Source organism: Saccharothrix sp. NRRL B-16314 (genome assembly GCF_000716595.1).
Classification (GTDB): domain Bacteria; phylum Actinomycetota; class Actinomycetes; order Mycobacteriales; family Pseudonocardiaceae; genus Actinosynnema.
Window position 1 is genome coordinate 168,151 of the sequence record NZ_JNXC01000022.1, and the last position, 26,678, is coordinate 194,828.

Here is a 26,678-nt window from a genome sequence, read left to right on the forward strand (position 1 = left end):
ACGTTCCTAGGCGATTGCCTTGGCCAGCAACCGACCTGTGCGCTCACGCACCGAAGGCGTGTCCAGACCGCGCACCACGACGGTGGTCCGCCGCCGCAGCACGTCGTCCACCTCGGTCGCCCACTCGTACCGCTGCGCGTGCGCCACCTGCGCCCAGATGTCCGGACCGTCGGGGTGCACCCGGTCGAGCAGCGACGGGTCGTCCAACGCCATCGCCAGCACCTCGTGGCTCACCGTGCCGTAGTGCGTGGCCAGGTGGCTGAGCACGTCGTCCGGCAACGACGGCAGCTCACGCCCCAACTGCGCGCTCACCCGCTCGGGGAGCGAGGCGCCCGGCAACGCCGACGGCACGCCGTCGAACGCGTGCGACAGGTCGCGCCCCAGGGCCTCGCCGACGCGGGCCAGGACCGACGCGCCGATCCGCCGGAACGTGGTCCACTTGCCGCCCGCCACGCTGATCATCCCGCCGCTCCCGCTGGTGATCACCGTCTCGCGCTTGGCGTGGCTGGTGTCGCCGGACCCGCTGTCACCCGGACCCCTGGGCAGCACCCGCAGCCCGGCGAACGTGTACGCCAACCGCGACCGGTCGAGGGCTTCCGGTGCGATGCCGACCGACGCCTCACCGAGGATCTGGTCGATGTCGGCCTGCGAGCACCGCACGTCGGCCGGGTCGCCCTCGTACGCCTCGTCGGTCGTGCCCAGCAGCAGCTGCCCTTCCCACGGGATGGCGAACGACACCCGCACGTCGTCCAACGGGATGGTCATGGCGGCACGCCACGGCGTCTCCGTCTTCATCACCAGGTGCGAGCCCTTGGACAGCCGGATGCTCGGCGCGGCCGACGCGTCCTCCATCCGCCGCAGCCGGTCCAGCCACGGTCCGGTCGCGTTGACCACGACCGACGCGTCCACCCCGAACTCCGACCCGTCCAGCCGGTCCCGCAGCTCCACACCGGTGACCTGCGAACCGCTCTTGCGCAGTCCCAGGACCTCGACGTGGTTCAGCAGCACCGCACCGGCCTCGGCCGCCGCCCGCGCCGCCGTGATGGCCACCCGGGCGTCGTTCATCTGGTGGTCGTAGTAGAGCGCGGCACCGCGCAGCCCTTCGGTGCGCAGGTGCGGCACGTACTCGACCGCACGCCGCGCCGACAGCACCTTGCCCATGCCGTCACCGAACCCGGACAGCGCCGAGTACAGCATCACGCCCGCGCCGAGGATCGGCCGCGAGTGCGGCCCACCCCGGTACACCGGCACCAGGAACGGCAGCGGCCGGACCAGGTGCGGCGCCAGCCGGTCGCCCAACGCGCGCCGCTCGGCGTGGTTCTCCCGCACCATCGGGACGGCGCCCGGACCCATCGCCAGGTACCGCAGCCCGCCGTGCACGAGCTTGGACGACGCGCTGGACGTGGCGCCGGCGAAGTCGCCCGCCTCCACCAGGGCCACCCGCAGACCCGACCGCGCCGCCGCCCACGTGGTGGCGATGCCCAGCGCGCCGCCGCCGATCACGACCAGGTCGAAGGCCCCTTGCCCCAACGCCTCGCGCGCCCTGTCCCGCTGTTCACTCATCGTTGTCGTCCTCGTCGATCCAGCCGACGGTCCGCTCGACCGCCTTCTTCCACTTGCGGTAGCCCTTGTCGCGGGTCTTGGCGTCCATCGTCGGCAGCCACTCGGCCGCCTTGTGCCAGTTCTCCCGCAACGACTCGGTGTCCGACCAGTAGCCGACCGCCAACCCGGCCGCGTAGGCCGCGCCCAAGCACGTGGTCTCGGCGACGATCGGCCGCACCACCGGCACGTCCAGCACGTCGGACAGGAAGCCCATGAGCAGGTTGTTCGCCGTCATGCCGCCGTCGACCTTCAGCGCGACGAGCTCCACGCCCGAGTCGGCGTTCATCGCGTCCACGACCTCGCGCGTCTGCCACGCGGTCGCCTCCAGCACCGCGCGGGCGATGTGGCCCTTGTCGATGTAGCCGGTGAGACCCGCGATCACGCCCCGCGCGTCGGACCGCCAGTGCGGCGCGAACAGACCGGAGAACGCGGGCACGAAGTACGCCCCGCCGTTGTCCTCCACGGTGCGCGCCAACGTCTCGATCTCGGCGGCGCTGGAGATCAGCCCCATCTTGTCCCGGAACCACTGCACCAGCGCGCCGGTCACCGCGATCGCGCCTTCCAGCGCGTACGCCGCCGGCTGGTCGCCGATCTTGTAGCCGACCGTGGTCAGCAGGCCGTTCTCCGAGACCACCGGCTTGTCACCGGTGTTGACCAGCAGGAAGCTGCCGGTGCCGTACGTGCACTTGCCCTCGCCGGGCGCGTAGCAGGTCTGGCCGAACAACGCGGCCTGCTGGTCACCGAGCGCGGACGCCACGGGCACGCCTTCCAGCGTGCCGGTCGCGGTGCCGTAGACCTCGGCGGACGAGCGGATCTCCGGCAGCATCGCCCGGGGCACGCCGATCGCGTCGACCAGCTCGTCGTCCCAGTCCAGCGTCTCCAGGTTCATCAGCATGGTGCGGCTGGCGTTGGTGACGTCGGTGACGTGGCGACCGGTGAGCTTCCAGATCAGCCAGGTGTCCATGGTGCCGAACAGCACCTCGCCCGCTTCGGCGCGCCGGCGCAGGCCGTCGACGTGGTCGAGCAGCCAGCGGACCTTCGGGCCCGAGAAGTACGTGGCCAGCGGCAGGCCGCACTTCTCCCGGAACCGGTTCTGCTCGCCGAGCTCCTTCACGAGCTGGTCGGTGCGGGTGTCCTGCCAGACGATCGCGTTGTGCACGGGCTTGCCGGTGGCCTTGTCCCAGACCAGCGTCGTCTCGCGCTGGTTGGTGATGCCGACGGCGGCCAGGTCGTGCACGGTCAGCGACGCCTTCTGCAGGGCGCCGTGCACGACGTCCAGCACGTTGGCCCAGATCTCCTCGGCGTCGTGCTCGACCCAGCCGGGCCTGGGGAAGATCTGCCGGTGCTCCTTCTGGGACACGGAGACGATCGCGCCGCCGTGGTCGAAGACGATGCAGCGCGAGGAGGTCGTGCCTTGGTCGATGGCTGCCACGAAGGATCGGGCTGAGTAGGTGGTCACGTGACGCTCCTCAGTAGACGGCGATGTCGACGAGCCCGGCCAATGCTCCGCCGATCAGGGGACCGACGACGGGGATCCAGGCGTATCCCCAATCCGATGCACCCTTTCCGGGGATCGGCAGGACGGCGTGCGCGATGCGGGGGCCGAGGTCGCGCGCGGGGTTGATGGCGTAGCCGGTGGGTCCGCCGAGGGACATGCCGATGCCGACGACCAGCAGGGCGACGATCAGCACGCCGGTGCCGGAGGTCTCCAGGCCCTTGGTCTGACCGGTCGCGAGGATGACGAACACCAGCACGAACGTGGCGATGGCCTCGGTGGTCAGGTTCTGCACGCGGTGGCGGACCTCGGGGCCGGTGGCGAAGATGCCGAGCACCTCACCGGTGTTGGCGCGGAACTGGCCGAGGTAGGCGAGGTAGCAGAGGACCGCGCCGGTGAACGCCCCGAGCAGCTGCGCGGTGACGTAGAGCGGGACGGTGCTCCAGTCGCCGTTGTGGATGGCCAGGCCCACGGTCACGGCCGGGTTGAGGTGCGCGCCGGACAGCGGTGCGACGGCGTAGGCACCCGCCAGCACCGCGAAGCCCCAGCCGAACGTGATCACCGCCCAGCCCGCGCCGTTCGACTTCGACTTGGCCAACACCACGCCCGCGACGACGCCGTTGCCGAGCAGCAACAGCAGTGCGGTGCCCAGGAACTCCCCGATGAAGATCGACTGGTTGGTCATCCACGCGCCCTCTCTGACCTGAATACCGTTCGACATTGTCGTACGGTGCGCGTGAATCCTGTGCCGACGCTCACAAGATGTCAACCCTCCCGAAGCGGTCCGGTAACCGGGCCGCGCTCTACCAGGGGATGGCGCCGAGTTCGCGCGAGATGGACCGCGCGGCCTCGCGGACGTAGGAGACGAGTTCGGCGCGGGGCTGCTTCTTCTCGTCGCACAGCCGCTCGACCGGCCCGGAGATGCCCACGGCGCCCACGGTCACCGCACGGCGGTCCCGGATGGGCGCGGCCAGCGACACCTCGCCCTCGACCAGCTCCTCCACGTCACTCGCCCAGCCGCGCTGCCTGACCTGCTCCAACGCGTCGCTGAGCCGGTCGAGGCCGGTGATGGTGGCGGCGGTGTAGGCCTTGAGGGGCTCGTCGTCGGCGAGGCCGAGGCCGACCGGGTCGTCGGCGAGCAGGACCTTGCCCAGCGCGCTGGCGTGCGAGGGCAGGAGGGCGCCGACTTCGAGGACCTGGCGCGAGTTGTCCGGGCGGAACACGTGGTGCACGACCAGGACCTGGTTCTCGTGCAGGGTGCCGATGCGGACGCTCTCCATGCTGCGCGAGGCCAGCGAGTCCGACCAGTTCAGCGCGCGGGTGCGGAGCTCGTTGCCGTCGAGGTAGCTGCTGCCGATGTGGAACAGCGCCGCGCCGAGCTGGTACTTGCCCGTGTCCGGCGACTGCTCGACGAACCCGACCAGCTGCAACGTCCGCAGGATGCCGTGGACTGTCGGTTTGGGCAGCTCGAGGGCCCGCGCCAACTCCGCGACCCCCATCCGCCGCGCCCCGCTGGCCAGCAGCCGCAACACGGCGGCTGCCCGTTCGATGGACTGGATGGGACCGGGCACGCGATCACTCTAGCGCGGAACCGTTCGACCATGTCGAACTCGAGCGGTCCGGTGTGTCCCGGGCTCAGAGGTCGAGCGACCAGGTCTGCGCTTCCAGGTCGTCGCGCCCGTACAGGTGGTCCGGCGTGCTCTTGTCGAGCGTGAACCCGGCCTTCTCGTAGATGTGCCGTGACGCCGCCAGCCCGGACACCGTCCACAGCACCATCCGCCGGTACCCGGCCCGGCGGGCGAAGCGGAGGCACTCCTCGACCAGGCGGGCGCCGATGCCGAGGCCGCGGGCGGCCGGTTCGACCAGGAGGAGGCGGAGTCGGGCGGTGCGGTCGTCGTCCCGGACGCAGAAGATCGAGCCGACCGGTTCGCCGTCGACCTCCGCGATCCACGCCGCTTCGTGGTCGGGGGAGTGGTGCTCGACGTACTCGGCCGCCACCCGCGCCACCAGCGCCTCGAAGGTCTGGTCGAAGCCGTGCTCCTCCGCGTACCGCGCCCCGTGCCGGTTCACCACCCAGCCCAGGTCGCCGGGCCGCAGCGGTCGCAGCACGTACGACCGGGGCGTGCCGGTGAGGAGGCGTTCGATCCTGCGCATGGCCGCCACCAGTTCCAGGCGGTCGGACGGCGGGACGCGGTCCAGCAGGGCGCCGATCTCCGCGTCGGAACGGGCGTTCAGGTCGGCGAACACCGACTCGCCGCGCGGGGTGAGCGTGACGACGTGGCGGCGCGAGTCGCGGGACGACGGCGCACGGCTGACCAGGCCGTCGCGTTCGAAGGACGTCAGGATCCGGCTCAGGTACCCCGCGTCCAGCGCCAGCGCGGCGCGCAGGTCGGGCACCTCGCACGGCCCGGCGGACAGTTCGAACAGCACCCGCACCTCGGTCAGCGAGTACGGCGACGCCAGGTAACTCCGGTCGAGCACGCCGATCACGCCGGTGTAGAAGCGGTTGAACGCGCGGACGTCCGCGACCGTCATCGTTGACTCCCTCAACAGAACTGTTGACGGAGTCAACCTTAGTCTTGCGGTCGGTAGACGGCCAGGGCCGCCGGGCGGGAGCGGAACTCGAACGTGGAACCGGTGGGCCCGACCTCGCCGTCCGTCGCGATCGCGACCGCGCCGTCGAGCAGCCGCACGTCCAGCCACCGCGTCTCCAGGTGCCGGTACGTCCGGCTGTGGTGCAGGGAGCCGAGCAGCGCGCCGACGAAGAACCTCGCCCGGGAGAACCGCGTGTCGGCGCGGATGTACCGGACGTCCATCAGCCCCGCGTCCAACGCCGGCCGCATAGTCGGCGCGAAGCCCTTCGGCCGGTACGGGCCGTTGCCGACGAACAGCATCCAGATCAGCTGCGGCTCGCCGTTCAGCTCGACCCGCATCGGCCGGGACGTGCGCAGCACCCGGGCCAGCGCGATGGCCGCCGCCGGCCACTTGCCCCACCGGTCCTGCAACTTCTCCCGCAGCCGCACCATGTCCGGGTAGCCGCCGAGGCTCGCCGTGTTGACGAACCACCGCGGCCCGGCGCCGTCCACCGACACCGCGGCCAGGTCCACCAGCACACCCTCGCCTTCCGCCACGGCCCGCGCGGTGTCCTCCACCCCGTGCACGCCGACGTCCCGGGCGAAGTGGTTCAGCGTCCCCGCCGGCACCAACGCGAACGGCAGCCGGTGCGCCGCCGCGACCGCAGCGACCGCCGCGACCGAGCCGTCACCGCCCGCCACGCCCAGTGCTTGCGGAGCGTGGTCGTCGATCACCGTGTCGAGATCGTCGATTCCCACGATCGTGGCTTTCGGCCACTCCTGCGCCACTTCCTCGGCCGGGTCGGACGCGCCGAGGCTCGTCGCACCCAGGCCCGCGTTCCGGTTCACCACGACCACCAGGCCCTCGCCGTCGACCAGCGCCGCCAACGACTGGTGCTCCCGCGCCGTCGCCCGCTCGGTCCGGCCCAACGGCCACCAACGCCTGGTCAGCAGGCCCGCGGCGACCCCGATGGCGGCGCCCGCGGCCACGTCGGACGGCCAGTGGACGCCCGTGTGGACCCGCGAGTACGCGACCGCCGCCGCGACCGGTGCGACCGCCACCCCCAGCGCGGGCGACTCCATCGCCAACGCCGTGGTGAACGCCGCCGCCGACGCCGCGTGCCCGGACGGGAACGACGACGACGTCGGCCGCTTCGTCAGCCGCCGGGGCTCCTCCAGCAGGTCCGCGGCCGGCCGCCGGCGCGGGAACAGCCGCTTCGCCACCAGGCTCGCGCTGAAACTCGCACCCGCGATGGCCGCCACCCCGCGCAGCGCCGCCCGCCGGCCCACCCCCTTGCGCGCGGCCAGCGCACCAGCGACGACGAGCCACAACGCGCTGTGGTTCGCGACGCGCGACAACCTTTTCAGCCCGTGATCGACAGGCGACGGTCGCAGGGCGCCGGAACGCCTCATGAGGGCCAGGTCCAGGCGGTTCACGCGGCGCAGCACACCCGAACGTTATCCCCGGGAACGACGAGACGCCCGATTGGATCACTGAGGAAAGTTCCGAATGCGCCTACTGTTAGAGGATGCAGCGGCGGATCTTCGGCATTGAGACTGAGTTCGGGGTGACCTGCACCTTCCACGGGCAGCGCAGGCTGTCCCCGGATGAGGTCGCGCGTTATCTGTTCCGCCGGGTCGTCTCGTGGGGACGCTCGTCGAACGTCTTCCTGCGCAACGGCTCTCGGCTCTACCTGGACGTCGGCTCGCACCCCGAGTACGCGACGGCGGAATGCGACGACCTCGCCCAGCTCGTGACGCATGACAAGGCTGGTGAGCGGATCCTCGAAGACCTGCTCGTCGACGCCGAGCGCAGGCTCGCCGACGAGGGCATCGGGGGAGACATCTTCCTGTTCAAGAACAACACCGACTCCGCGGGCAACTCGTACGGTTGCCATGAGAACTACCTGGTCGCGCGGGCGGGGGAGTTCTCCCGCATCGCCGACGTCCTGCTGCCGTTCCTGGTGACCCGGCAGCTCATCTGCGGCGCGGGCAAGGTGCTCCAGACGCCCCGCGGAGCGGTCTACTGCCTGTCGCAGCGGGCCGAGCACATCTGGGAGGGCGTGTCCAGCGCCACCACCCGGTCGCGGCCCATCATCAACACCCGCGACGAGCCGCACGCCGACGCCGAGCGCTACCGCAGGCTGCACGTCATCGTCGGCGACTCGAACATGTCCGAGGTGACCACGCTGCTCAAGGTGGGCAGCGCGAACCTGGTCCTGGAGATGATCGAGCAGGGCGTCCAGTTCCGCGATTTCAGCCTGGACAACCCGATCCGCGCGATCCGCGAGATCAGCCACGACCTGACCGGCCGCCGCACCGTCCGCCTCGCGGGCGGCAAGGAGGCCTCGGCGCTGGACATCCAGCGCGAGTACTACGAGCGCGCGGTGGAGCACGTGGCCAAGCGCGCGCCGGACCCGATGGCCGAGCGGGTGCTCGAACTGTGGGGCCGCACGCTGGACGCGGTCGAGGCCGAGGACCTGTCCAAGATCGACCGCGAGATCGACTGGGCCATCAAGCACCGGCTGATGGAGCGCTACCAGGCCAAGCACGGCATGGACCTGTCCAACCCGCGGATCGCCCAGCTCGACCTCGCCTACCACGACATCAGGCGCGGCCGGGGCATCTTCGACCTGCTCCAGCGCAAAGACCAGGTGGAACGGGTGACCGACGACGGCGAGATCGAGGCCGCCAAGGACACCCCGCCGCAGACCACTCGGGCCAAGCTGCGCGGTGACTTCATCGCCGCCGCGCAGGCCGCGGGCCGTGACTTCACGGTGGACTGGGTGCACCTGAAGCTGAACGACCAGGCGCAGCGCACCGTGCTGTGCAAGGACCCGTTCCGCGCGGTGGACGAGCGCGTGGAACGGCTGATCAACTCGCTGTAGACCAGCGGGGACGACCCCGGGCCGGGTGGGCCCGGGGTCTTCTTCGGCCCCATTGACAAAACAGTTTTTTACGTACAAGCTGGTTTTTGCGATGAGAGACGTCCTGTACCTGGAGCAGATCGAGCAGGCCGAGGCACTGCTCAAGCCGCAGCGCATCGAGGTGCTGCGGCAGTTGGCCGAGCCGCGGTCGTGCACCGAGGTGGCGGCGGTGCTCGACCAGACCCCGCAGCGGGTCTACTACCACGTGAAACGCCTGGTCGAAGCCGGTCTCGTGACGCTGGTGAGTGAGCGACGCGTGCGTGGCATCAACGAGGGCGTGTACCAGGCGAGCGCGCGTTCGTACTGGCTGTCGCCCGGCCTCGTCGGCCGTCTCGGGCTGCGCCGGGCGCAGGACGAGTTGAGCCTGGGGTACCTGCTGGACCTCGTGGAACGGGTCCAGGCGGACATCGCGGGCCTCGACCGGACGCGGCCCGAGCTGCCGTCGCTCGGCGTGTCCGGCGAGATCCGGCTGCGGCCCGACCAGCGGCAGGAGTTCTTCGCCGACCTCAAGACGACATTGCAGGACTTGTTCGCCCGCTACGGCGGAGCGGAGGGCGACGCCTTCCGGCTGGCCGTGGCGTGCTACCCGATCGAGGAGGAGACCGATGACTGAGACCGTGGTCCTTCGCGTCCGCACCAGCGCGTCCGCTGACCGGGTGCGGCAGGCGGTGACCGACGCGGGCGAGCTGAGCACGTGGCTGGCCGAGCACGCGGAAGTCCGGCTGCCCGACCGGTTCGTGTTCTGGGGCAGGTACACGCCCGAGGGCGACGAGCCGCACCAGACGGTGCAGCACGCCGACGACCGGTCGTTGCGGTTCGGCTGGAGGGTCGGCGGCGAGGACACCACCGTCGAGCTCTCCTGGGCGGCGCAGGACGGCGACACCGTCGTCACGCTGTCGCAGACCCACTTCGCGGGCTGGGAGGCGGCCGTCGCGGAGACCGGCGTGCTCGGCCAGCTCTACACGTACTGGGCGCTGTCCCTGGCCAACCTGGTCGACCACGTCGAAGGGCGCCCGCTGACGCCGAAGGTCGACTTCAGCAGCAGCGAGATGCGCGCCGAGGTGGTGATCGGCGCGCCGGTCGAGGCGGTGGCCCGGTCGCTGGTCGAGTCCGAGCAGTACTCGCGGTGGTTCGGCGCGAAGATCGACATCGAGGCGTGGGAGGGCGGTCGGGTCGCCATGGGCGGCTTCGACGCGACCCCCGAGCCCGCGAAGGTGCTGGAGTTCGTGCCCGGCGAGCGGATGTGCGTCGACTGGGGCGGCATGGTGGCGACGTGGGAGCTGGCCGAGTCGGGCGGCGGCACCCGGCTGACGTTCGTGCAGAGCGGGTTCGACGCCGACAAGCCGCCGTACGGGGCGTGGGCCGGTTGGCTGTCGGGGGTGGGGGAACTGCGCCGGTACCACGAGCTGGCCGACTGGCGGCCGATCTGGCTGCGCCCGGACGTGCCCGGCCTGCCCGAAGGGATGCTCACCGGCGGCTGAACAGGACCGACGGCCGGGCCGGGCGGGTGGTCGACCGGACCGACGGTCGGGTCGGGCTGGCGGTCGGGCCGGGCGGGCGGTCGGGCTGGCGGTCGGGCCGGGCGGGTGGTCGACCGGACCGACGGTCGGGTCGGGCCGGTGGTTGGGGGTCGGCGGGCGCGGGTACCGGGGCGTCGTGGACGACTTCACCCTGACCCGGATCGACACGGGCGACGCGGAGCTGAGGGTGAGCACGGGCGGTTCCGGCCCGCCCGTGCTCCTCGTGCACGGCCACCCGCGCACGCACACGACGTGGCGGCACGTAGCGCCCCTGCTCGCCGCCGACCACACGGTCGTGTGCCCCGACCTGCGCGGCTACGGCGAGTCCTCCAAGCCCGAGACCGCACCCGACCACGCGCCCTACTCGAAGCGGGTGATGGCGCGGGACCTCGTGACCCTCATGCGGGAGCTGGGGCACGAGCGGTTCGCGGTCGTCGGGCACGACCGCGGCGGGTACGTGGCGACCCGGCTCGCCCTGGACCACCCGGAAGTGGTCACGCACCTGGTGGCGCTGGATGTGGTGCCGATCGGCTCGGCACTGGCCCGCTGTGGGCCGGAGTTCGCGCGGAGCTGGTGGCACTGGTTCTTCCTGGCCCAGCCCGACGTGCCGGAACGGGTCATCTGCGCCGACCCCGACGCCTGGTACCACACCGACACCGCACCGGTGGACGACGACACCCTGCGCGCGATGCACGACCCGGCGACCGTCCACGCGATGGTCGAGGACTACCGCGCCGGCCTCGGCGTCGACCGCGAACACGACGACGCCGACCTGGCCCTCGGCCGCCGCGTCCGGTGCCCGGTGCTCGTGCTCTGGGCCGAGGACGACGACCTGCCCACCCTCTACGGCGACGTGCTCGGCGTGTGGCGCGACTGGGCGGACGACCTGCGCGGCCACGGGCTCCGCTCCGGGCACCACCTGGCGGAGGAAGTGCCGGAGGAGCTGGTCGCCGAGCTGCGCGGGTTCTTCGCGACGACCGGCCGGCACGGGCCGCACGCCCGGCGGTCACCGGCCGCGCAATCGGCTGAATGGACCATTCATCCGCACTGAGGGCGGGGATGGCGTCACTGGACGTTCGTCCGGGGTTAGGGTTCCGGGGTGGCCATTGCACGCGCCGAACGGCTCGTCAACCTGGTGATCTGCCTGCTGTCGACCCGGCAGTACCTGACCGCCGAGCGCATCCGCGCCATCGTCCCCGGCTATGCCGACGCCGCGACGGACGAGGCGTTCTTCCGCATGTTCGAACGCGACAAGACAGAGCTGCGCGACCTCGGCGTGCCGCTGGAGACAGGCCGCAGCGTGGGCTTCGACGCGATCGACGGCTACCGCATCGCCCGTCGCGACTACGAACTCGGCGACATCGACCTGGAACCGGACGAGGCCGCCGCAGTCGCCCTCGCGGCCCGGCTCTGGGACTCGCCGCAGTTCACCGGCGCCGCGCACGGCGCCCTGATCAAGCTCCGCGCGGCCGGCGTCGACGTCGACCAGGACGTGCACGTGCCGGTCGAGCCGAAGGTCCGCACCAGCGAACCGGCGTTCCCGCCGCTGCTCGCGGCGGTGCAGGAGGGGCGCGTGGTCGAGTTCGACTACCGCCGCCCGGTGCCCGCCGAGGTGGGCACCCGCACGGTCGAGCCGTGGGGAGTGGTCGCCTGGCGCGGCCGGTGGTACCTCGTCGGCCACGACCGGGACCGGAACGCGCCCCGCTGCTTCCGGCTGTCCCGGATCGCCGGCGACGTCCGCGTCGTCGGCAAGGCCGGTGCGGTCCAGCGCCCCGACCAGATCGACCTGCTCTCGTTCGTCACCCGGACCCAGCCCGCCGCCGACCAGGAGGTCGCCACCGCCAAGCTGTGGGTGGCCGAAGGCCGGGCGCAGGGCGTGCGCCGGCGGGCCCGGGTCGTCGGCACGCAGGAGTTCGACGGCGATCCCGGCGACCTGCTGGAGATCGACCTGAGGTTCCCCGACTCGGCCGCGACGTGGATCGCCGGGTTCGGCCCCGACGTGGTGGTGCTGGAGCCCGAGGTGCTGGCCAAGACGGTGCGGGAGAAGCTGCTGGGCGCGCTGCGCGGTGCGGGGGTGCGCGCGTGAACGCCGCCACCGACCGGCTGCCCCGGCTGCTCGCCCTGGTGCCGTACCTGCTGGCCCGGCCGGGCGTGCCGATCGACGAGGTCGCGACCGACTTCGAGGTGTCGCCCAAGCAGATCCGGCGCGACCTCGAACTGCTGTGGATGTGCGGCCTGCCCGGCTACGGCCCCGGCGACCTGATCGACCTGTCGTTCGAGGGCGAGACGGTCACCGTCACGTTCGACGCCGGCATGAGCCGCCCCCTCCGGCTGACCGCGGCCGAGGCGACATCGCTGCTGGTGGCGCTGCGCGCGCTGGCCGAGACGCCGGGCGTCGCGGACCAGGCCGCGGTGCAGCGGGCGGTGGCCAAGATCGAGGCCGCCGTCGGCCAGGCGCAACCCGCCGGGGTGGCGGTCGGCCTGGCGATGAGGGAGGCGCCGGAGACGGCCCGCGTGCGCGACGCGGTGTCGGACGGCGTCCTGCGCGGTCGCGCGCTCCACCTGCGCTACTACACGCCGTCACGGGACGAGATCACCGACCGCGTGGTCGACCCGATGCGGATGCTCCTCGTCGAGGGCCGCAGCTACCTGGAGGCCTGGTGCCGCGCCGCCGACGGCGTCCGCCTGTTCCGGCTCGACCGGATCGACGCCGTGCGGGTGCTGGACGAACCCGCCGCCCCGCCGCCGCACGCCACGCCCACCGATACGTCGGAGGGGTTGTTCCAGCCGGACCCGTCCCAGCGGACGGCCGTGCTGGTGCTCGAACCGGACGCCCGCTGGGTGGCCGAGTACTACCCGACGGACGGGCTGGTCGAGCTGCCCGAAGGCCGCGCGCGCGTGCTGATGCGGTACGCCGACACGCCCTGGATGGTGCGGTTGCTGCTCGGCCTCGGCGGTGACGTGCACGTGGAGCAACCGCCCGACCTGGTGGGCGAGGTCACCCGGCAGGCGGAAGCGGCGTTGCGCCGGGCGGATCACCTTCCGGCAACCTAAGCCAAGTACGGTGGTGCCGTGCCGTACTTGCCGATCCTGGTGCTGGTCCTGTTCGGGCTGGTCGTGCTGGTTGCGATCGTGGTCCGAGTCATCGGATCGTTGCGCCGCTTCCGCGCCGCCAGCACTCTGGTGGCTGACAGGGTCGGCGACGACGCGGGTCTGCTGCGGGCGCGGTTCGCCGCGCTCGGGGTGGCCTTCGCCGAACGGCGTCCGGACCAGGCCCGTCAGGGCAAGCCCCGCGTACCATCGGTGGACCGGGGGAGACAGGAGGACAACCGTGGGTAACCTCGGACCAACCGAACTGATCATCATCGCCGTGGTGATCATTCTCCTCTTCGGCGCGAAGAAGCTGCCCGACATGGCGCGCTCGATCGGCCGTTCCGCGAAGATCCTCAAGGCCGAAACCAAGGGTCTGCGCAGCGAGGACGACCCGCAGCAGACCGCCCAGCCCGGCACCACCACCGCGCAGCAGATGCCCTCCCAGCAGCAGCTTCCGCCCGCGCAGCCGCAGGTCGTCCAGCCGCCCGTGCAGCAGCCCGTCGCGCAGCCGCAGCCGGTGCAGCCGCAGGTGGCGCCGCCCATCGAGCAGTCGCAGCAGAACCTCCAGAACAAGCAGAACTCCAACTAGAACCGCGTCAACGAGAGCCGAAGGACGGTCCGCACGGTGGGGGCAAGTCCGGTCCGGTGGTGGTCCCAGCGCCGGGAACGCCGCAAGGTCACGAGCCGCAGGGGCAACCCCGACGGCACCATGTCGTTGAAGGATCACCTCTACGACCTCCGGCACCGCCTCGGCCTGGCGCTGCTGATCATCGCGTTCGGCGCGATCTTCGGCTGGTTCTGGTGGAGCTGGCGGATCTTCGGCCTGCCCAACCTCGGCGACATCGTGATCGCCCCCTACTGCGGCATCCCGGTCGGCCAGCGGCTCACGCAGGGCGGCGAGGGCTGCCAACTGCTCCAGACCCAGCCGTTCGAGATCTTCATGATCCGCCTGAAGGTCGGCGCGGGCGCGGGCATGGCCATCACCGCGCCGCTGTGGCTCTACCAGGTGTGGCGGTTCATCGCGCCCGGCCTCTACGCCAAGGAGCGCCGCTTCGCGGTCGTCTTCGTGGCCTGCGCGTCGGTGCTGTTCGTGACGGGCGCGGCGCTCGCGTTCTACGTGGTGCCGCAGGGCCTGTCCGTGCTGGTCAGCTTCGGTGACGAGAAGTTCATCACCGCGTTGACGGCGGGCGAGTACATCAGCTTCGTGCTCACCCTGCTGCTGATCTTCGGCGTGAGCTTCGAGCTGCCGCTGATCGTGGTGATGCTGAACCAGGTCGGCGTCCTGACCTACGACAAGCTGCGCCGATGGCGGCGCGGCATCACGTTCGCGCTGGTCATCTTCGCCGCGGTCGCGACGCCGGGCACCGACCCGATCTCGATGGTCGCGCTGGCCATCGCGCTCGTGCTGCTGTTCGAGCTGGCGATCCAGATCGCCCGCGTCCACGACCGGCGGGTCGAGCGCCGGCGCAAGGCGGAGGGCCTGGACGAGCTGTCCGACGACGAGGCCGCGCCGTTCGAGTACACGCCGTCGGCCGCCGAGGAACCGGAGCCGCTGCCCACACCGGACCCGGTGCCGACGCCCCCGGACGCGGGCCAACAGCCACCCGGTCGGGTCCGCTACGACGACGCCACCTGACCTGCATCACCTGCTCGGCGTTACCTGATCGCCGCCGGACGCCTGCTTCGTGTCACCTGATCGGGGTCACCTGATCGGGCGGTGTGTTTGTAGGCTTCCCGACCATGTCGACGTCAACGCGGGCGGCCCTGCTGGTGTGCCCCACCTCGGGCAAGGGCCGAGCCGGGCGGGTCGCGGGCGCCGTCGCCGCCCGCCTGCGCGACGTGGTCGACCGCCTCGACCTGCACGTGGCCTCGTCAGCGGAGGGCACGGCGGAGGTGGCACGCCGAGCGGTGGACGACGGTGTCGACGTGCTGGTCGTCCTCGGCGGTGACGGCGGCGCGCACCTGGCGGTGCAGGCGTGCGCCCAGTCGTCCACCGCGCTGGCCGTGGTGCCCGCAGGCACCGGGAACGACCTGGCCACCGCGCTCGGCGCCAGGTCCGTCGACGACGTGGTGACCGCGTTGCGCGACGGCAGCCGCCGCACCCTCGACCTGGGCCGGATCGAGAACGGCCCGTGGTTCGCCACCGTGCTCTGCGCCGGGTTCGACTCGGCCGTCAACGAGCGCGCCAACTCGATGCGCTGGCCCGCCGGACCCCGGCGCTACGACCTGGCGATCGTGGCCGAACTGGCCGCGCTCCGACCCCAGCGGCTGGTCGTCGAGACCGAGGACGACTCGCTCGAACTGGACGCCCTGCTGATCGCGGTGGGCAACACGACCAGTTACGGCGGCGGCATCCCGGTGTGCCCGGACGCCCTGCCCGCCGACGGCCTGTTCGACCTGACCGTGGTGGCCGCCGCGCCGCGGCGCACGCTGGTGCGGATGCTGCCCACGCTCCGCACCGGACGGCACGTCGAACACCCCGCGGTGCGCACCCTCCGGGCCCGGTCCGTGCGGCTGTCCGGGACGTCCTGGGTGGCGTACGCGGACGGCGAGCGGATGAGCGGCGTGCCGTTGACGACCACGTGCGTCCCGGGGGCGCTCACGGTCGTCAGCGGTGTCGGCTGAGCACGTCCCGCCTGCGCCACGAGGCGTGCGGCTCGCTCGTGCCCCGCTCGTACAGCCACCCGGCCACGGTCAGCACGCCGCCGGCCGCGTCCAGCGGTGTCCCGTGCGCCGACTCGACGGTCTCGATCTCGTGCCGGCCGCAGTCCCGGATCGCGTCGCAGCGGACCGAGATCTCTCCCTCCACCTGCCACGGAGGCGGCAGGGCGAGCACGTGGCGGTGCGGGTCGCGCGGCGGTGACACGTGGACGCGGAACGCCACCTCGTCGATCTCGGTGAGGGCGGACAGGCCCGCGTAGGGCACGCCGGGAAGGTGGTCGAACACCAGGCCGGCGCCCGGTATGCCCAGGTGGCCGGACAGCCGCTCGACCCGCGCGGCGGCCAGTCTCAGCACGTCGAGCACCGGGTCCACGTCGATGAGGTCGGGGAACACCCACCGGAGGTCGCCCTCCGCCAACGGAATCGCCTCCACGACCGTGAGTCTGCACCATGGTCGACCTCTGTGGTCTTTATATCTTCAGTGTTGATTAAATAGGATGTTCCGCGGTCCGCCCACTATCTGGAGCGAATTTGTCGGTCCCGTGTGACAGCCTGGACGGGTGTCAAGCACTTCGCGGTCCCCGGCCGAGGCGTACGCGGATTCCCGCCGCCGCTCCACCTGGCCCAAGCTGACCGATTTCCTCGGGGTCCTCTCGTTCGAGCTCGACCCGTTCCAGCAACGCGCGTGCGAGGCGCTGGAGGGCGGGCACGGCGTGCTCGTCTGCGCGCCCACCGGCGCCGGCAAGACGGTGGTCGGCGAGTTCGCCGTGCACCTGGCCCTGTCCGAGGGCCGCAAGTGCTTCTACACCACCCCCATCAAGGCCCTGTCGAACCAGAAGTACGCCGACCTCGTCGCCCGCTACGGCCCGGCGAAGGTCGGCCTGCTCACCGGCGACACCTCGGTCAACGGCGACGCGCCGATCGTCGTGATGACCACCGAGGTGCTGCGCAACATGCTCTACGCGGGCTCCTCCACGTTGAAGAGCCTCGCCTACGTCGTCATGGACGAGATCCACTACCTGGCCGACCGGTTCCGCGGCCCGGTGTGGGAGGAAGTGATCCTGCACCTGCCCGAGTCGGTGCGGTTGGTCGGCCTGTCCGCGACGGTCAGCAACGCCGAGGAGTTCGGCGAGTGGCTGGTCGAGGTCCGCGGCGACACGACGGTCGTGGTGGACGAGCACCGGCCCGTGCCGCTGTGGCAGCACATGATGGCGGGCGGCCGGATGATGGACCTGTTCGCGGGCGACGCGCCCGACGGGCACGCCCGGATCAACCCGCAACTACTGCGCCACACCGACGACCTGTCCCGCTACCACGTGCCGTGGAGCCGGAACCGCAACAACAAGGACCAGCGCGGCCGGCCGCCGCGCGGGTCGGGGTTCAAGCCGCCGTCACGGGTCGACATCGTGCAGCGGCTGGACGGCGCGGGCCTGCTGCCGGCGATCGACTTCGTGTTCAGCCGGGCGGGCTGCGACGCGGCGGTCCTCCAGTGCGTGCGGGCGGGGCTGCGGCTCAACTCCAACGACGAGGTCGAGCAGATCCGCGAGGTCATCGAGGAGAAGACCAAGGACCTGCCTCAGGGCGACCTGATGGTGCTGGGCTACTGGGAGTGGCGGGAAGCGCTGGAACGCGGCATCGCCAGCCACCACGCCGGCCTGCTGCCCGCGTTCAAGGAGACCGTGGAAGAGCTGTTCGTCCGCGGACTGGTGAAGGTCGTGTTCGCCACCGAGACCCTGGCGCTGGGGATCAACATGCCCGCGCGCACCGTGGTGCTGGAGAAGCTGGTCAAGTACAACGGCGAGGCGCACGTCGACCTGACGCCGGGCGAGTACACGCAGCTCACCGGCCGGGCCGGGCGTCGCGGCATCGACGTCGAGGGCCACGCGGTGGTCGTGTGGCAGCCCGGCGTCGACCCGAAGGCGGTCGGCGGCCTGGCGTCCACCCGCACGTACCCGCTGCGGTCGTCGTTCCGGCCCGGCTACAACATGGCCGTCAACCTGGTCAACCAGCTCGGCGCGGCGGCGGCGCGGGACATCCTGGAGCAGTCGTTCGCGCAGTTCCAGGCGGACCGGTCGGTCGTCGGACTGGCCCGGCGCATCGACCGGAACCGGGAGGCGCTGGAGGGCTACGCCGAGGCGATGACGTGCCACCTGGGTGACTTCTCGGAGTACGCGTCGCTGCGCCGCCGGGTCGCCGAGCGGGAGAAGGCGTTGGCGCGGCAGAACACGTCGGCGAAGCGGGCCGAGGCGGCGCAGTCGTTGGAGCGGCTGCGCAAGGGCGACGTGATCGCGGTGCCGTCCGGGCGGCGGTCGGGGCTGGCCGTGGTGATCGACCCGGGGTTGGAGCCGCTGGGCGAGGCCCGGCCGTTCGTGGTGACGGAGGACCGGTGGGCGGGTCGGCTGTCGTCGGCGGACTTCCCGATGCCGGTCGAGGTGTTGGGCAAGATGCGGCTGCCGAAGCAGGTGGACACGCGGTCGCCGAAGTCGCGGCGTGACTTGGCGGCGTCGTTGCGGGCCACCGGGATCGTGGCGCCGGCGATGCGGAAGCGCCGGTCGACGGCGGACGACGACGCGGAGCTGGCGACGTTGCGGCGGGCGTTGCGGGCGCACCCGTGCCACGGCTGCGAGAAGCGTGAGGACCACGCCCGGTGGGGTGAGCGGTACCACCGGCTGCTGGCCGAGACGGAGCAGGTGGAGCGGAAGGTCGCGGCGACGACGCACTCGTTGGCGCGGGAGTTCGACCGGATCCGCGGTCTGCTGCGGGAACGCGGCTACCTGCACGCGGACGAGAACGGGCCGGGCGAGGAGGTCACCGAGCACGGCAAGCGGCTGACGAGGCTATACAGCGAGTCGGACCTGCTGGCGGCGGAGTGCCTGCGGCACGGCGTGTGGCGTGACCTCGACCCGGCCGAGTTGGCGGCCGTGGTGTCGGCGCTGGTGTACGAGGCGCGGCGGGACGGTCCGCTGGAGGCGCGGCTGCCACCGGGGAAGGTCGGGGACGCGTTGACCGCGACGGCCAGGCTGTGGGCCGAGCTGGAGGACGACGAGCGCCGGCACCGGCTCGACCGGACCCGTCAGCCCGATCCGGGTTTCGCGTGGGCGGTGTACCGGTGGGCGCGCGGAGAGTCGTTGGAGAAGGTGCTGTCGGCGGCCGAGGAGAACGGCGCTGAGCTGGGCGCGGGCGATTTCGTCCGGTGGTGCCGGCAGGTGATCGACTTCCTGGACCAGATCCGGGACGTGGTCGGCGGCGGTGACCCGGTGGGTGCGTCCGCCCGAAAGGCGGTGGACGCGTTGCGCCGTGGGGTGGTGGCGATGGCCACCGTTTGACAAAGCTTTGCGGGGCGGGTGGGTAACGTCCGCATGGCTGTGGTTTGATCGCGCCCGCAAGGCTTGAACACCGCTTTCAGGCCCGGCGCAGTGCCAGACCGTTTCGAGACCGTTTTCCAGACCGACCGTCGGAGGCCGAGCATGACCAGTCCGTACGGACCGTCCGGAGGGAACGACCCGCAGCCGCAGTGGGGCCAGCAACAACAGCCCTACGGTGGTGGTGGGTTCCCCGGCACGCCGTCGGGTGGTTTCCCCGCTCAGCAGCCCAACCCCTACGGGCAGCCGGACCCGTCGCAGCAGCCCAACCCGTACGGGCAGCCCGACCCGTCGCAGCAGCAGCAGCAGTGGGGGCAGCAGCCACAGCAGCAGCCGTACACGCAGCAGTACCCGGCCGGGTACGACCCGAACAACCCGCAGTCGAACCCGTACGGGCAGCCGGCGCAGGCAGGTCAGTACGGGCAAGCCGGTCAGTTCGGGCAGCAGGGGCAGTACGGCCAGCAGCCGGGCCAGTTCGGGCAGCCCGGGTACGGGCAGCAGCAGCCGCCGAAGAAGTCCAACACGATGGTGTGGGTCATCGTCGCGGTGGTCGTGCTCCTGGTCGCGGCGGTGGGCGTGCTCGGGTTCGTCACGCCGGGCTGGTTCACGAAGAAGGTCTTCGACAACGCGTCCGTGCAGCAGGGCGTCGTCGGGATCCTGAAGGACGACTACAAGATCAAGGACGTGGAGGGCGCGACCTGCCCCGCGGACCAGGAGGTCAAGCCGAACACGACCTTCGAGTGCACGGTGAAGGTCGGCGGCGAGGACAAGAAGGTCAAGATCACGGTGAAGACGGACGACGGCGAGTACGAGGTCGGCCAGCCCGCCGGCTGATCCGCGTCGTCGGTGCCCCGAGGCCGCCCCACCGTTCACCGGTTGGGGCGGCCTTGGCGTTTCGCGGGGAAACTCGTTAGCGAAGCGAGCGATCTCGCCGGCAGGATGCTGGGGTGACCGACTACGACATCCGGGTGCTGGACGACGACTCCCAGCACCGGGCCGCGCACACCCTGTTCCGTGGCACGCTGCACCACCCGCCGGCGCCGGACGACCGGTGGCCCGCGGTGCGGGAGTCGTTCGAGCCAGGTCGTGTGATGGGCGCGTTCGCGGACGGGGAGATGATCGGGACCGTCCAGTCGTTCTCGTCGCGGCTCGCCGTGCCCGGTGGGGCGGTCGTGCAGCACGCGGCGGTGAGCCGGGTCGGGGTGCGGGCGGACTGGACGCGTCGGGGTGTGCTGACGGCGTTGCAGCGGGCGCAGTTGCGTGCGATGCGGTCGGCGGGTGACGTGGTGTCGTCGTTGCGCGCGTCGGAGACGGTGATCTACGGGCGCTACGGGTACGGGGCGGCGACGCGGTTCCGGTACCTGGACATCGACCGGCGTCGAGCCGCGCCGCGGACGCGTCCGGTGGGGCGGGTGCGGTTCGTGGAGGGCGAGGAGGGGCAGCGGATCGTCCGGGAGTTGTTCGACGAGCTGGGGTTGCGGCGTGCGGGCACGATCTCGCGGTGGCCGGGGTGGTGGACGGTGAACGCGCGGATCGGGTCCGAGGAGTACGTGAAGACCGCGGTCCGTTCCTCTGGTGCTTCCGGGACTTCCGGGACTTCCGGGACTTCCGGTGCTTCCGGGTACGACGGCTATGTGACGTTCAAGGTGGAGCCGGGCGAGAACGATCCACGGCAGGGGAAGCAGACCAGGCTGAGCGTGCTGGACCTGTGGGCGCGGGACGCGGAGGCGTGGGCCGACCTGTGGCTGTTCGTGCTCGGGATCGACCTGGTGGGCGAGGTGTCGGCGGTGGGGCGGCCCGTGGACGAGCCGGTCCAGTGGCTGTTGGGCGATCCCCGTGCTTGCCGCATCCCCGACGAGTTCGACGAGACGTGGCTGAGGTTGCTGGACGTGCCCGCCGCCCTGACCGCCCGCACGTATCGCGAGGGTGAGCCGGTGGTGATCGGTGTGCGGGACGTGTACCTGCCGGAGAACTCGGGGTCGTACCGGATCGCGGCGGACGGCGTGACGCGCGTCGAGGGGCCTGCGGAACTGGTCGTGGACGTGGACGTGCTCGCGTCGGCGTACCTGGGTGACGTGTCGTTCTCGACGCTGGCGGCAACCCGTCGGCTGGACGTGGTGGAACCTGCGGCACTAGCCCGTGCGGACGCCCTGTTCGCCGTGTCCGAAGCGCCCTGGTGCGGCACGTACTTCTAGCGCCACCAAGCCCTTCCCGACATCACCGCACCCACTCCGCTGCACCGGCGACAACGCACCCACTGAGCCACCCACTCCGCCGCGCGCTGCGCCCGCCGCTCGACCCTGCGCCCGCCGCTCGACCCTGCGTTCGCTCCGCCCTTTCGCCGCTTCGCCGCTCGACCCGTTCGGCCGCTCGAACCACTCGGCCGTTTCGTCGCTCTGCGGCTTCGTCGCTATCCGCCTTGCGGTGCCCGGCGTTCCATGGCGGCCAGGAGCCGGGGCAGCGAACTGCCGAGCCCCCAACGCCGGGTCAGCTCGGCGACCCGATCGGGGTCGACCGGCGCGGCGGGCACCACGTCGGAGCGGTCCATGACGATCTCCGCGTCGGTCGCCACGTTCACCACGGTCGGTGCCACGGCGAGGTAGTCCTGGGCGTTGAGCAGCGCAGTCCGTGCCCGCGTGGTGAGCTTGCGGTCGCGTCCGTCGTGCACCGCGTCCAGCACAGCCTGCAACGACCCGAACTCGCTGATCAACTTCGCCGCAGTCTTCTCCCCGATCCCGGCCACGCCGGGAAGGCCGTCCGACGGGTCGCCGCGCAGCACCGCCATCCCGGCGTACGCGCGACCGGCGTCGTGCACCGGAAGGGCGTACTTGGCCGCCAGCTCCTCAGGCCCCAGCAGTTCAGCCTTCGCCCACCCGCGCCCCAGGTACAGGACGCGCACCGGCGTGGGCTCCTCGCGCACGACCTGGAACAGGTCACGATCGCCGGTGATCACCTCGACCGGATCGGTGGTCTCGCGAGCGGCGAGGGTGCCGATCACGTCGTCGGCTTCGTAGCCGGCCGCCTCGGCGGTGGCGATGCCGACCGCGTCGAGGACGTCGAGGATGATCGGCACCTGCGGGGTGAGGGTGTCCGGGACTTCCTCTTCGCCGTCGACGGCGCCTTCGGCGACGCGGTGCGCCTTGTACGACGGGAGCGCGGCGACCCGGAACTCCGGCCGCCAGTCCGCGTCCAGGCACGCCACCAGGCGGCCGGCCTTCCGGTCGGTGATGACCCTGGCGATCGTGTCGACGAACCCCCGCACGGCGTTCACCGGGGTGCCGTCCGGTGCGGTCATCGACTCGGGCAGCGCGTAGAACGCCCGGAAGTACAGGCTGGCGGCGTCCATCAGGACCAGCGGGTTGCTCACCCTGGACAGCTTGCCAGAGACCACCGACATACCGGTGACCGCCGATGCCGGGCGACTCATGCCGGGCTACGGACTGCGAGAGCGCTGGTGGAGCGCTGGTGGGCCAGCTGGCGGGCCACTGGCGGGCCACTGGTGGGGCGGCTACCGGCGGCCACCTGTGCCGGATCACCGACAGCCGGGACGTTCGACTCTCGCGGCTTGTCCCTTCGAGCTCGGACCGCCAAAGCGTGGACTGCAGCGTGGACTGCCGGGTCTCGGACTGCCGGCTATGGACTGCCTGAGCCTTGGACTATCGAGGGCCTCGGACTGTCGAAGGTCTTTGACTGGCGGGGTCTTGGACTGGCGGGGTCTTGGACTGGCGAAGGTCTTGGGCTGCCCGGGGTCTGGGATTGCCTGGGCCTTGGGCGGGCGGGGCACCGGTGCGGGTCGGCCATCGGCCGGGGGAGTACCCGACAGTCGTGTGCCTGCCGGGACGAGACACCGCGGGCCGGTCGCCGTTCGCCTGCCTTGGGGTGCAGGGGGTGGTTGGCGGGGCCTCGTTGTTTCAACCGACGTTTCAGGTTGAGTATAACGGCGTTTTCTTAGGTGTCGTCGTGATGATCACCCGAAAGTGTCACCGGAGGGAGGTCGTTGCGACGGGGTGGGGGTGTGTGTGGCGTGGTGTTGGGTGGGGGTTTGACCACTAGGCTGGCCGATATGTCGACCCATGTTGGGCCCGTCGACGTGGATGCGTTGCGTGCGCGCCTTGATCGGGCCACCGCCGCGGCGTCCGTCGCGGGTGTGGATGCGTTGTTGATCTCGCCCGGTTCGGATCTGCGCTACCTCCTCGGCGCCGGTGGGTCGTCGTTCGAGAGGCTGACGTGCCTGGTCCTCCCGGTCGGCGCATCGCCCGTGCTGGTGGTGCCCAAGCTGGAGCAGCCCGGCTACGCGGCCATCCCGACCGGGGACCTCGGCGTCGAGGTCGCCACCTGGGTCGACGGTGAAGACCCCTACGCCCTTGTCAAGCAGGCGTTGAAGGGCTCCCGCACGGCCGTCTCGGACATGATGCCCGCCCTGCACACCCTCCGCTTGCGCGATGTGGTCGGCGCGGACCAGGTGTTGGCCGGCCCGATCCTCCGGGAACTGCGGATGCGCAAGGACGCCGCGGAAGTGGCGGCGTTGCGCAAGGCGGGCGCCGCCATCGACCGGGTGCACGCTCGGATGGCCGAGTGGCTGCGACCCGGGCGCACGGAGGCCGAGGTGGGCTCCGACATCGCTGCCGCGATCGTCGCGGAAGGCCACACGGCGGCCGATTTCGTGATCGTCGGCTCCGGCCCGAACGGCGCCTCACCGCACCACGACGTGTCCGACCGGGTCATCGAAGCCGGTGACGTGGTCGTGGTCGACATCGGCGGGCCGGTGGCCGAGGGCTACAACTCCGACTCCACCCGCACCTACGTCCTGGGCGAGCCGCGCGACGCCGACGTGTGGGAGACCTACGCGGTCCTCCAGGCGGCGCAGCGCGCAGCGGTCGAGGCGGTCCGGCCGGGCGTCACGTGCGAAGCGGTCGACGCCGCCGCGCGCGAGGTCATCGCGGACGCCGGGTTCGGCGACTTCTTCGTCCACCGCACGGGCCACGGCATCGGGCTGGACGTCCACGAGGAGCCGTACATCGTCGCCGGCAACGACCTGCCGCTGGAACCGGGCATGGCGTTCAGCGTCGAACCCGGCATCTACCTCCCCGGCCGGTGGGGCGCCCGCATCGAGGACATCGTGGTGACCACCGCGGACGGCGTGGAGAGCGTCAACAACCAGCCGCACGAACTGGTGGTGCTGCCCGCGTGACGAACCTGGCGAACCCAAACCTGGAACCCACGGACCGGGCGATCCTGCGCGAGCTGGCCGCCGACGGCCGGTGCAGCTTCACCGATCTCGCCGAACGGGTGGGGCTGAGCGTTTCGGCCGTGCACCAGCGGGTTCGGCGGCTGGAGCAGCGCGGCGTGGTCCGCGGTTACGCGGCACGGCTGGACGGCGACGAGATCGGCCTGCCGCTGACCGCGTTCATCTCGCTGACCCCGATCGACCCGGCCGCCCCGGACGACTACCCCAAGCGGCTGGAGCACCTGCCGCAGATCGAGGCCTGCTACTCGGTCGCCGGCGACGCCTCGTACCTGGTCCGCGTCCGGGTGGCCTCGCCGACGGCGTTGGAGGAGCTGCTCCGGCACATCCGCGAGTCCGCGAACGTGTCGACGAGGACGACGGTGGTCCTGTCCACGCCGTACGAGGACCGGCCGCCGGCCGTCTGACCCGGCCGGCGGCAGGCTTGCTCGGGGTTCGGACTATCCCGCAATCGGACTACCCCGGACGGACTACCCGGAGCCCGGCCTACTCCGCTAGCCGGCTCCACGTGCGGGCGAAGCGGGCGAGCACGTCGCGGTCGTTCCGGCCGGGAGCCCGTGGCAGGAGGCGTTTCACCTCGGCGTCGGTCGCGGGCCGGACGGAGAGGACGAACTCGCGCGCGGCGTCGACGTCCGCCTGGCCCGACACCTCGGCCGTCACCTCGACGTCGCCCACCCGCCGCGTGAACACGTGGTCGCCGTGGTCCCGCCGGTACACCAGCTCGGTCGTCTCACCCGTCGCACGCCCCATCGTCAGGCTGGGGAACGCGCGCAGCGGCCGGTCGCGACCGCCGGCGCCGTAGGACAGGGCGGCGCGGTCGTCGCCGACGGTCAGGCGGGGGAAGTCGTAGCCGTCGGGCGTGGCGATCAGCAGCACGCCACCGGGCAGGTTCGCGTGCGCGACCCGGGACGCGGCGTCGTCGGCCGGCATGGTGCCGGGCAGCCAGACGCCGAACGCCACCGCCGCGACGGTCACGCCGACCGCGATCAGCCGCACCACCAGCCCGTGCGCCAGCACGGCGGCGGCGAGCGCGAACGGCAGGCCCAGCCCGGCGATGGCCAGCCACGTCGGTGGTTCGGCGGGTTCGCTCGCCTCCAGCACTTCCGTGTAGAACACCGCGCCGACCAGACCGGACAGGGTCACGAGTGCGGCCCAGCCGACGCGTCGCCCGGCGGTCTCCGTCAACGGGCTCGCCTTGGGCGTGAACGTGCCGACCAGGAAGATCACCGCGAACGGGCCGATCATGCCGATCGCGACCAGCGCGGCGCTCTTGACGAAGAACCCGAACAGCACCAGCCAGCCGACGACCATCGCGGACAGCCCCATGACGAGCCACATCACGGCGATCTGGACGAGGACCCGTAAGTCGATCATCGGCACACGGTCCCGCGCGGCGGGCTCGGCGGACATCGGTGGATCTACTCAATCGAACGGGTCGGCGGGGATCGCGTCGTAGGCGGCCTGCACCCTTGCGAGGGCCGGACCGTCCACGGTGAACTCGACGTCGTCGATCCCCGACACCGCGACCACGCCGATCGAGTTGGTCGCGAACGCGCCCCGGTACCGGCCGAAGTCCGTCAGCCGCACCACTTCCCGGCGGGTCGGCAGTTCCCGTTCGAGCAGTTGCATGGTGATGCCGTGCAGCCACGCCGCCTGCGGCCACACCACGTCGCCGGCGTCGTCCAGGAACGCGATGTTCGCGATCGCGGCCTCCACCACCACGCCGTTGGCGGTGAGCAGCGCGCCGTCGTACCCGGCCCGCTCGGCGAGGTTGCCGTGGTGGATCTGCCCGAACCCGCCGATGTGCTTCACGTGCGGCAGCGGACGGGTGTAGGGCACCGACATCAGGCGTCGCGGCGTCGCCGGAGGATCGTGGGGCGGGCCCACGACGACCATCACCGAGGGCGTGTCCACGCCGAACACGACGACCCTCACGGCCGCGTCGCGGACGTCGTCGCCGAGCGCGTGGGAGATCAGGGCGCGGACGTGGTCGCCGGGTAGTTCCTTGCCGTACAGCTCGCGGTTGGCGTCGTCGAGGCGGCGAAGGTGCAGGTCGAGGCCTTTGGTGCGGCGGTCGCGCACCTGCATGGCGGTGAAGTGCCCGTAGTTGGCCAGCAGGCCGGTGGCGAGCCGGTCGGTGGTCGGCGGCTCGCCGTCGATCTCGATCCTCAGCACGGACCAGAACGTAGCGTGGCAGGAA

At 71.5% G+C, this 26,678-nt stretch carries 25 protein-coding genes; 15 read left to right on the forward strand and 10 right to left on the reverse strand.

The window, feature by feature from the left end:
- Nucleotides 1-6 precede the first annotated feature (6 nt).
- The 6 genes from OQ02_RS27410 to OQ02_RS27435 all read right to left on the reverse strand — a co-directional run bounded on the left by OQ02_RS27410 (nt 7) and on the right by OQ02_RS27435 (nt 7,083).
- Nucleotides 7-1,563: a glycerol-3-phosphate dehydrogenase/oxidase gene (locus tag OQ02_RS27410; protein ID WP_033441455.1), complete on the reverse strand. Its 1,557-nt coding sequence runs from the start codon at nt 1,561-1,563 to the stop codon at nt 7-9.
- Nucleotides 1,556-3,061: a glycerol kinase GlpK gene (glpK, locus tag OQ02_RS27415; RefSeq protein WP_033441456.1), complete on the reverse strand. Its 1,506-nt coding sequence runs from the start codon at nt 3,059-3,061 to the stop codon at nt 1,556-1,558. The genes OQ02_RS27410 and glpK overlap by 8 nt, the downstream gene beginning before the upstream one ends.
- Before the next feature lie 10 nt (nt 3,062-3,071).
- Nucleotides 3,072-3,818 carry an MIP/aquaporin family protein gene (locus OQ02_RS27420; RefSeq protein ID WP_331281556.1) on the reverse strand — a complete coding sequence of 249 codons (747 nt, stop codon included), beginning with the start codon at nt 3,816-3,818 and terminating at the stop codon, nt 3,072-3,074.
- Nucleotides 3,819-3,900: 82 nt separating this feature from the next.
- Complete coding sequence (locus OQ02_RS27425) at nt 3,901-4,668, reverse strand: IclR family transcriptional regulator (RefSeq protein ID WP_033441458.1); 768 nt, start codon at nt 4,666-4,668, stop codon at nt 3,901-3,903.
- A gap of 64 nt (nt 4,669-4,732) precedes the next feature.
- Nucleotides 4,733-5,632, reverse strand: a complete 900-nt coding sequence (locus OQ02_RS27430) for a bifunctional helix-turn-helix transcriptional regulator/GNAT family N-acetyltransferase (protein WP_033441459.1) — start codon at nt 5,630-5,632, stop codon at nt 4,733-4,735.
- 38 nt (nt 5,633-5,670) lie between these two features.
- Nucleotides 5,671-7,083: a bifunctional phosphatase PAP2/diacylglycerol kinase family protein gene (locus OQ02_RS27435; RefSeq protein WP_051772869.1), complete on the reverse strand. Its 1,413-nt coding sequence runs from the start codon at nt 7,081-7,083 to the stop codon at nt 5,671-5,673.
- Nucleotides 7,084-7,199: 116 nt separating this feature from the next.
- Here OQ02_RS27435 and pafA point away from each other — a divergent pair, with 116 nt between their 5' ends.
- From pafA to OQ02_RS27485, 10 genes are all read left to right on the forward strand, one after another.
- The gene (gene pafA / locus OQ02_RS27440) at nt 7,200-8,558 is read left to right on the forward strand and encodes a Pup--protein ligase (protein ID WP_033441461.1); all 1,359 of its coding nucleotides are present in this window, start codon (nt 7,200-7,202) and stop codon (nt 8,556-8,558) included.
- A gap of 91 nt (nt 8,559-8,649) precedes the next feature.
- Nucleotides 8,650-9,210 (forward strand): ArsR/SmtB family transcription factor, encoded by a 561-nt coding sequence (locus OQ02_RS27445; protein ID WP_033441462.1) that lies wholly within the window; start codon nt 8,650-8,652, stop codon nt 9,208-9,210.
- The gene (locus OQ02_RS27450) at nt 9,203-10,078 is read left to right on the forward strand and encodes an SRPBCC family protein (protein WP_033441463.1); all 876 of its coding nucleotides are present in this window, start codon (nt 9,203-9,205) and stop codon (nt 10,076-10,078) included. Before OQ02_RS27445 ends, OQ02_RS27450 begins: the two co-directional genes overlap by 8 nt.
- A gap of 175 nt (nt 10,079-10,253) precedes the next feature.
- Nucleotides 10,254-11,168 (forward strand): alpha/beta fold hydrolase, encoded by a 915-nt coding sequence (locus OQ02_RS27455; protein WP_197043517.1) that lies wholly within the window; start codon nt 10,254-10,256, stop codon nt 11,166-11,168.
- A 48-nt stretch (nt 11,169-11,216) separates the two neighbouring features.
- Nucleotides 11,217-12,203 carry a helix-turn-helix transcriptional regulator gene (locus tag OQ02_RS27460; protein WP_033441464.1) on the forward strand — a complete coding sequence of 329 codons (987 nt, stop codon included), beginning with the start codon at nt 11,217-11,219 and terminating at the stop codon, nt 12,201-12,203.
- The gene (locus OQ02_RS27465) at nt 12,200-13,171 is read left to right on the forward strand and encodes a helix-turn-helix transcriptional regulator (RefSeq protein ID WP_033441465.1); all 972 of its coding nucleotides are present in this window, start codon (nt 12,200-12,202) and stop codon (nt 13,169-13,171) included. Before OQ02_RS27460 ends, OQ02_RS27465 begins: the two co-directional genes overlap by 4 nt.
- 18 nt (nt 13,172-13,189) lie before the next feature.
- A complete protein-coding gene (locus tag OQ02_RS27470) occupies nt 13,190-13,456 on the forward strand; it encodes a bacteriophage holin (RefSeq protein ID WP_051772853.1) in 267 nt (88 codons plus the stop codon).
- Nucleotides 13,449-13,799: a Sec-independent protein translocase subunit TatA gene (gene tatA, locus OQ02_RS27475; RefSeq protein WP_033441466.1), complete on the forward strand. Its 351-nt coding sequence runs from the start codon at nt 13,449-13,451 to the stop codon at nt 13,797-13,799. Before OQ02_RS27470 ends, tatA begins: the two co-directional genes overlap by 8 nt.
- A 120-nt stretch (nt 13,800-13,919) precedes the next feature.
- A complete protein-coding gene (tatC, locus tag OQ02_RS27480) occupies nt 13,920-14,846 on the forward strand; it encodes a twin-arginine translocase subunit TatC (RefSeq protein WP_081915982.1) in 927 nt (308 codons plus the stop codon).
- A 104-nt stretch (nt 14,847-14,950) separates the two neighbouring features.
- Nucleotides 14,951-15,835, forward strand: a complete 885-nt coding sequence (locus OQ02_RS27485) for a diacylglycerol/lipid kinase family protein (RefSeq protein WP_033441468.1) — start codon at nt 14,951-14,953, stop codon at nt 15,833-15,835.
- Here the strand turns inward: OQ02_RS27485 and OQ02_RS27490 are convergent.
- A complete protein-coding gene (locus OQ02_RS27490; protein ID WP_033441469.1) occupies nt 15,819-16,304 on the reverse strand; it encodes a hypothetical protein in 486 nt (161 codons plus the stop codon). The genes OQ02_RS27485 and OQ02_RS27490 overlap by 17 nt on opposite strands.
- A 127-nt stretch (nt 16,305-16,431) precedes the next feature.
- Between OQ02_RS27490 and OQ02_RS27495 the strand changes: the two genes are divergently transcribed.
- The 3 genes from OQ02_RS27495 (at nt 16,432) to OQ02_RS27505 (ending at nt 21,428) form a co-directional block, all read left to right on the forward strand.
- The gene (locus OQ02_RS27495; RefSeq protein WP_033441470.1) at nt 16,432-19,197 is read left to right on the forward strand and encodes a DEAD/DEAH box helicase; all 2,766 of its coding nucleotides are present in this window, start codon (nt 16,432-16,434) and stop codon (nt 19,195-19,197) included.
- A gap of 141 nt (nt 19,198-19,338) precedes the next feature.
- A complete protein-coding gene (locus tag OQ02_RS27500; protein WP_033441471.1) occupies nt 19,339-20,067 on the forward strand; it encodes a DUF4333 domain-containing protein in 729 nt (242 codons plus the stop codon).
- Nucleotides 20,068-20,180: 113 nt separating this feature from the next.
- Nucleotides 20,181-21,428, forward strand: a complete 1,248-nt coding sequence (locus tag OQ02_RS27505) for a GNAT family N-acetyltransferase (RefSeq protein WP_033441472.1) — start codon at nt 20,181-20,183, stop codon at nt 21,426-21,428.
- A 215-nt stretch (nt 21,429-21,643) separates the two neighbouring features.
- Here the strand turns inward: OQ02_RS27505 and OQ02_RS27510 are convergent, their stop codons facing one another.
- Nucleotides 21,644-22,600 (reverse strand): 5'-3' exonuclease, encoded by a 957-nt coding sequence (locus OQ02_RS27510; RefSeq protein WP_033441537.1) that lies wholly within the window; start codon nt 22,598-22,600, stop codon nt 21,644-21,646.
- A gap of 696 nt (nt 22,601-23,296) precedes the next feature.
- On the opposite strand from OQ02_RS27510, the gene OQ02_RS27515 reads away from it, so the two are divergent.
- Complete coding sequence (locus OQ02_RS27515) at nt 23,297-24,424, forward strand: M24 family metallopeptidase (protein ID WP_033441473.1); 1,128 nt, start codon at nt 23,297-23,299, stop codon at nt 24,422-24,424.
- Nucleotides 24,425-24,429: 5 nt separating this feature from the next.
- Nucleotides 24,430-24,885, forward strand: coding sequence for an Lrp/AsnC family transcriptional regulator (locus tag OQ02_RS27520; RefSeq protein WP_197043522.1), 456 nt, complete (start codon nt 24,430-24,432; stop codon nt 24,883-24,885).
- A 79-nt stretch (nt 24,886-24,964) separates the two neighbouring features.
- On the opposite strand, the gene OQ02_RS27525 is transcribed toward OQ02_RS27520, so the two are convergent.
- Together OQ02_RS27525 and OQ02_RS27530 are read right to left on the reverse strand one after the other, a co-directional pair.
- A complete protein-coding gene (locus tag OQ02_RS27525) occupies nt 24,965-25,852 on the reverse strand; it encodes a hypothetical protein (protein ID WP_156077338.1) in 888 nt (295 codons plus the stop codon).
- A gap of 48 nt (nt 25,853-25,900) precedes the next feature.
- Complete coding sequence (locus OQ02_RS27530; protein ID WP_033441475.1) at nt 25,901-26,653, reverse strand: aminotransferase class IV; 753 nt, start codon at nt 26,651-26,653, stop codon at nt 25,901-25,903.
- Between the last annotated feature and the right edge of the window lie 25 nt (nt 26,654-26,678).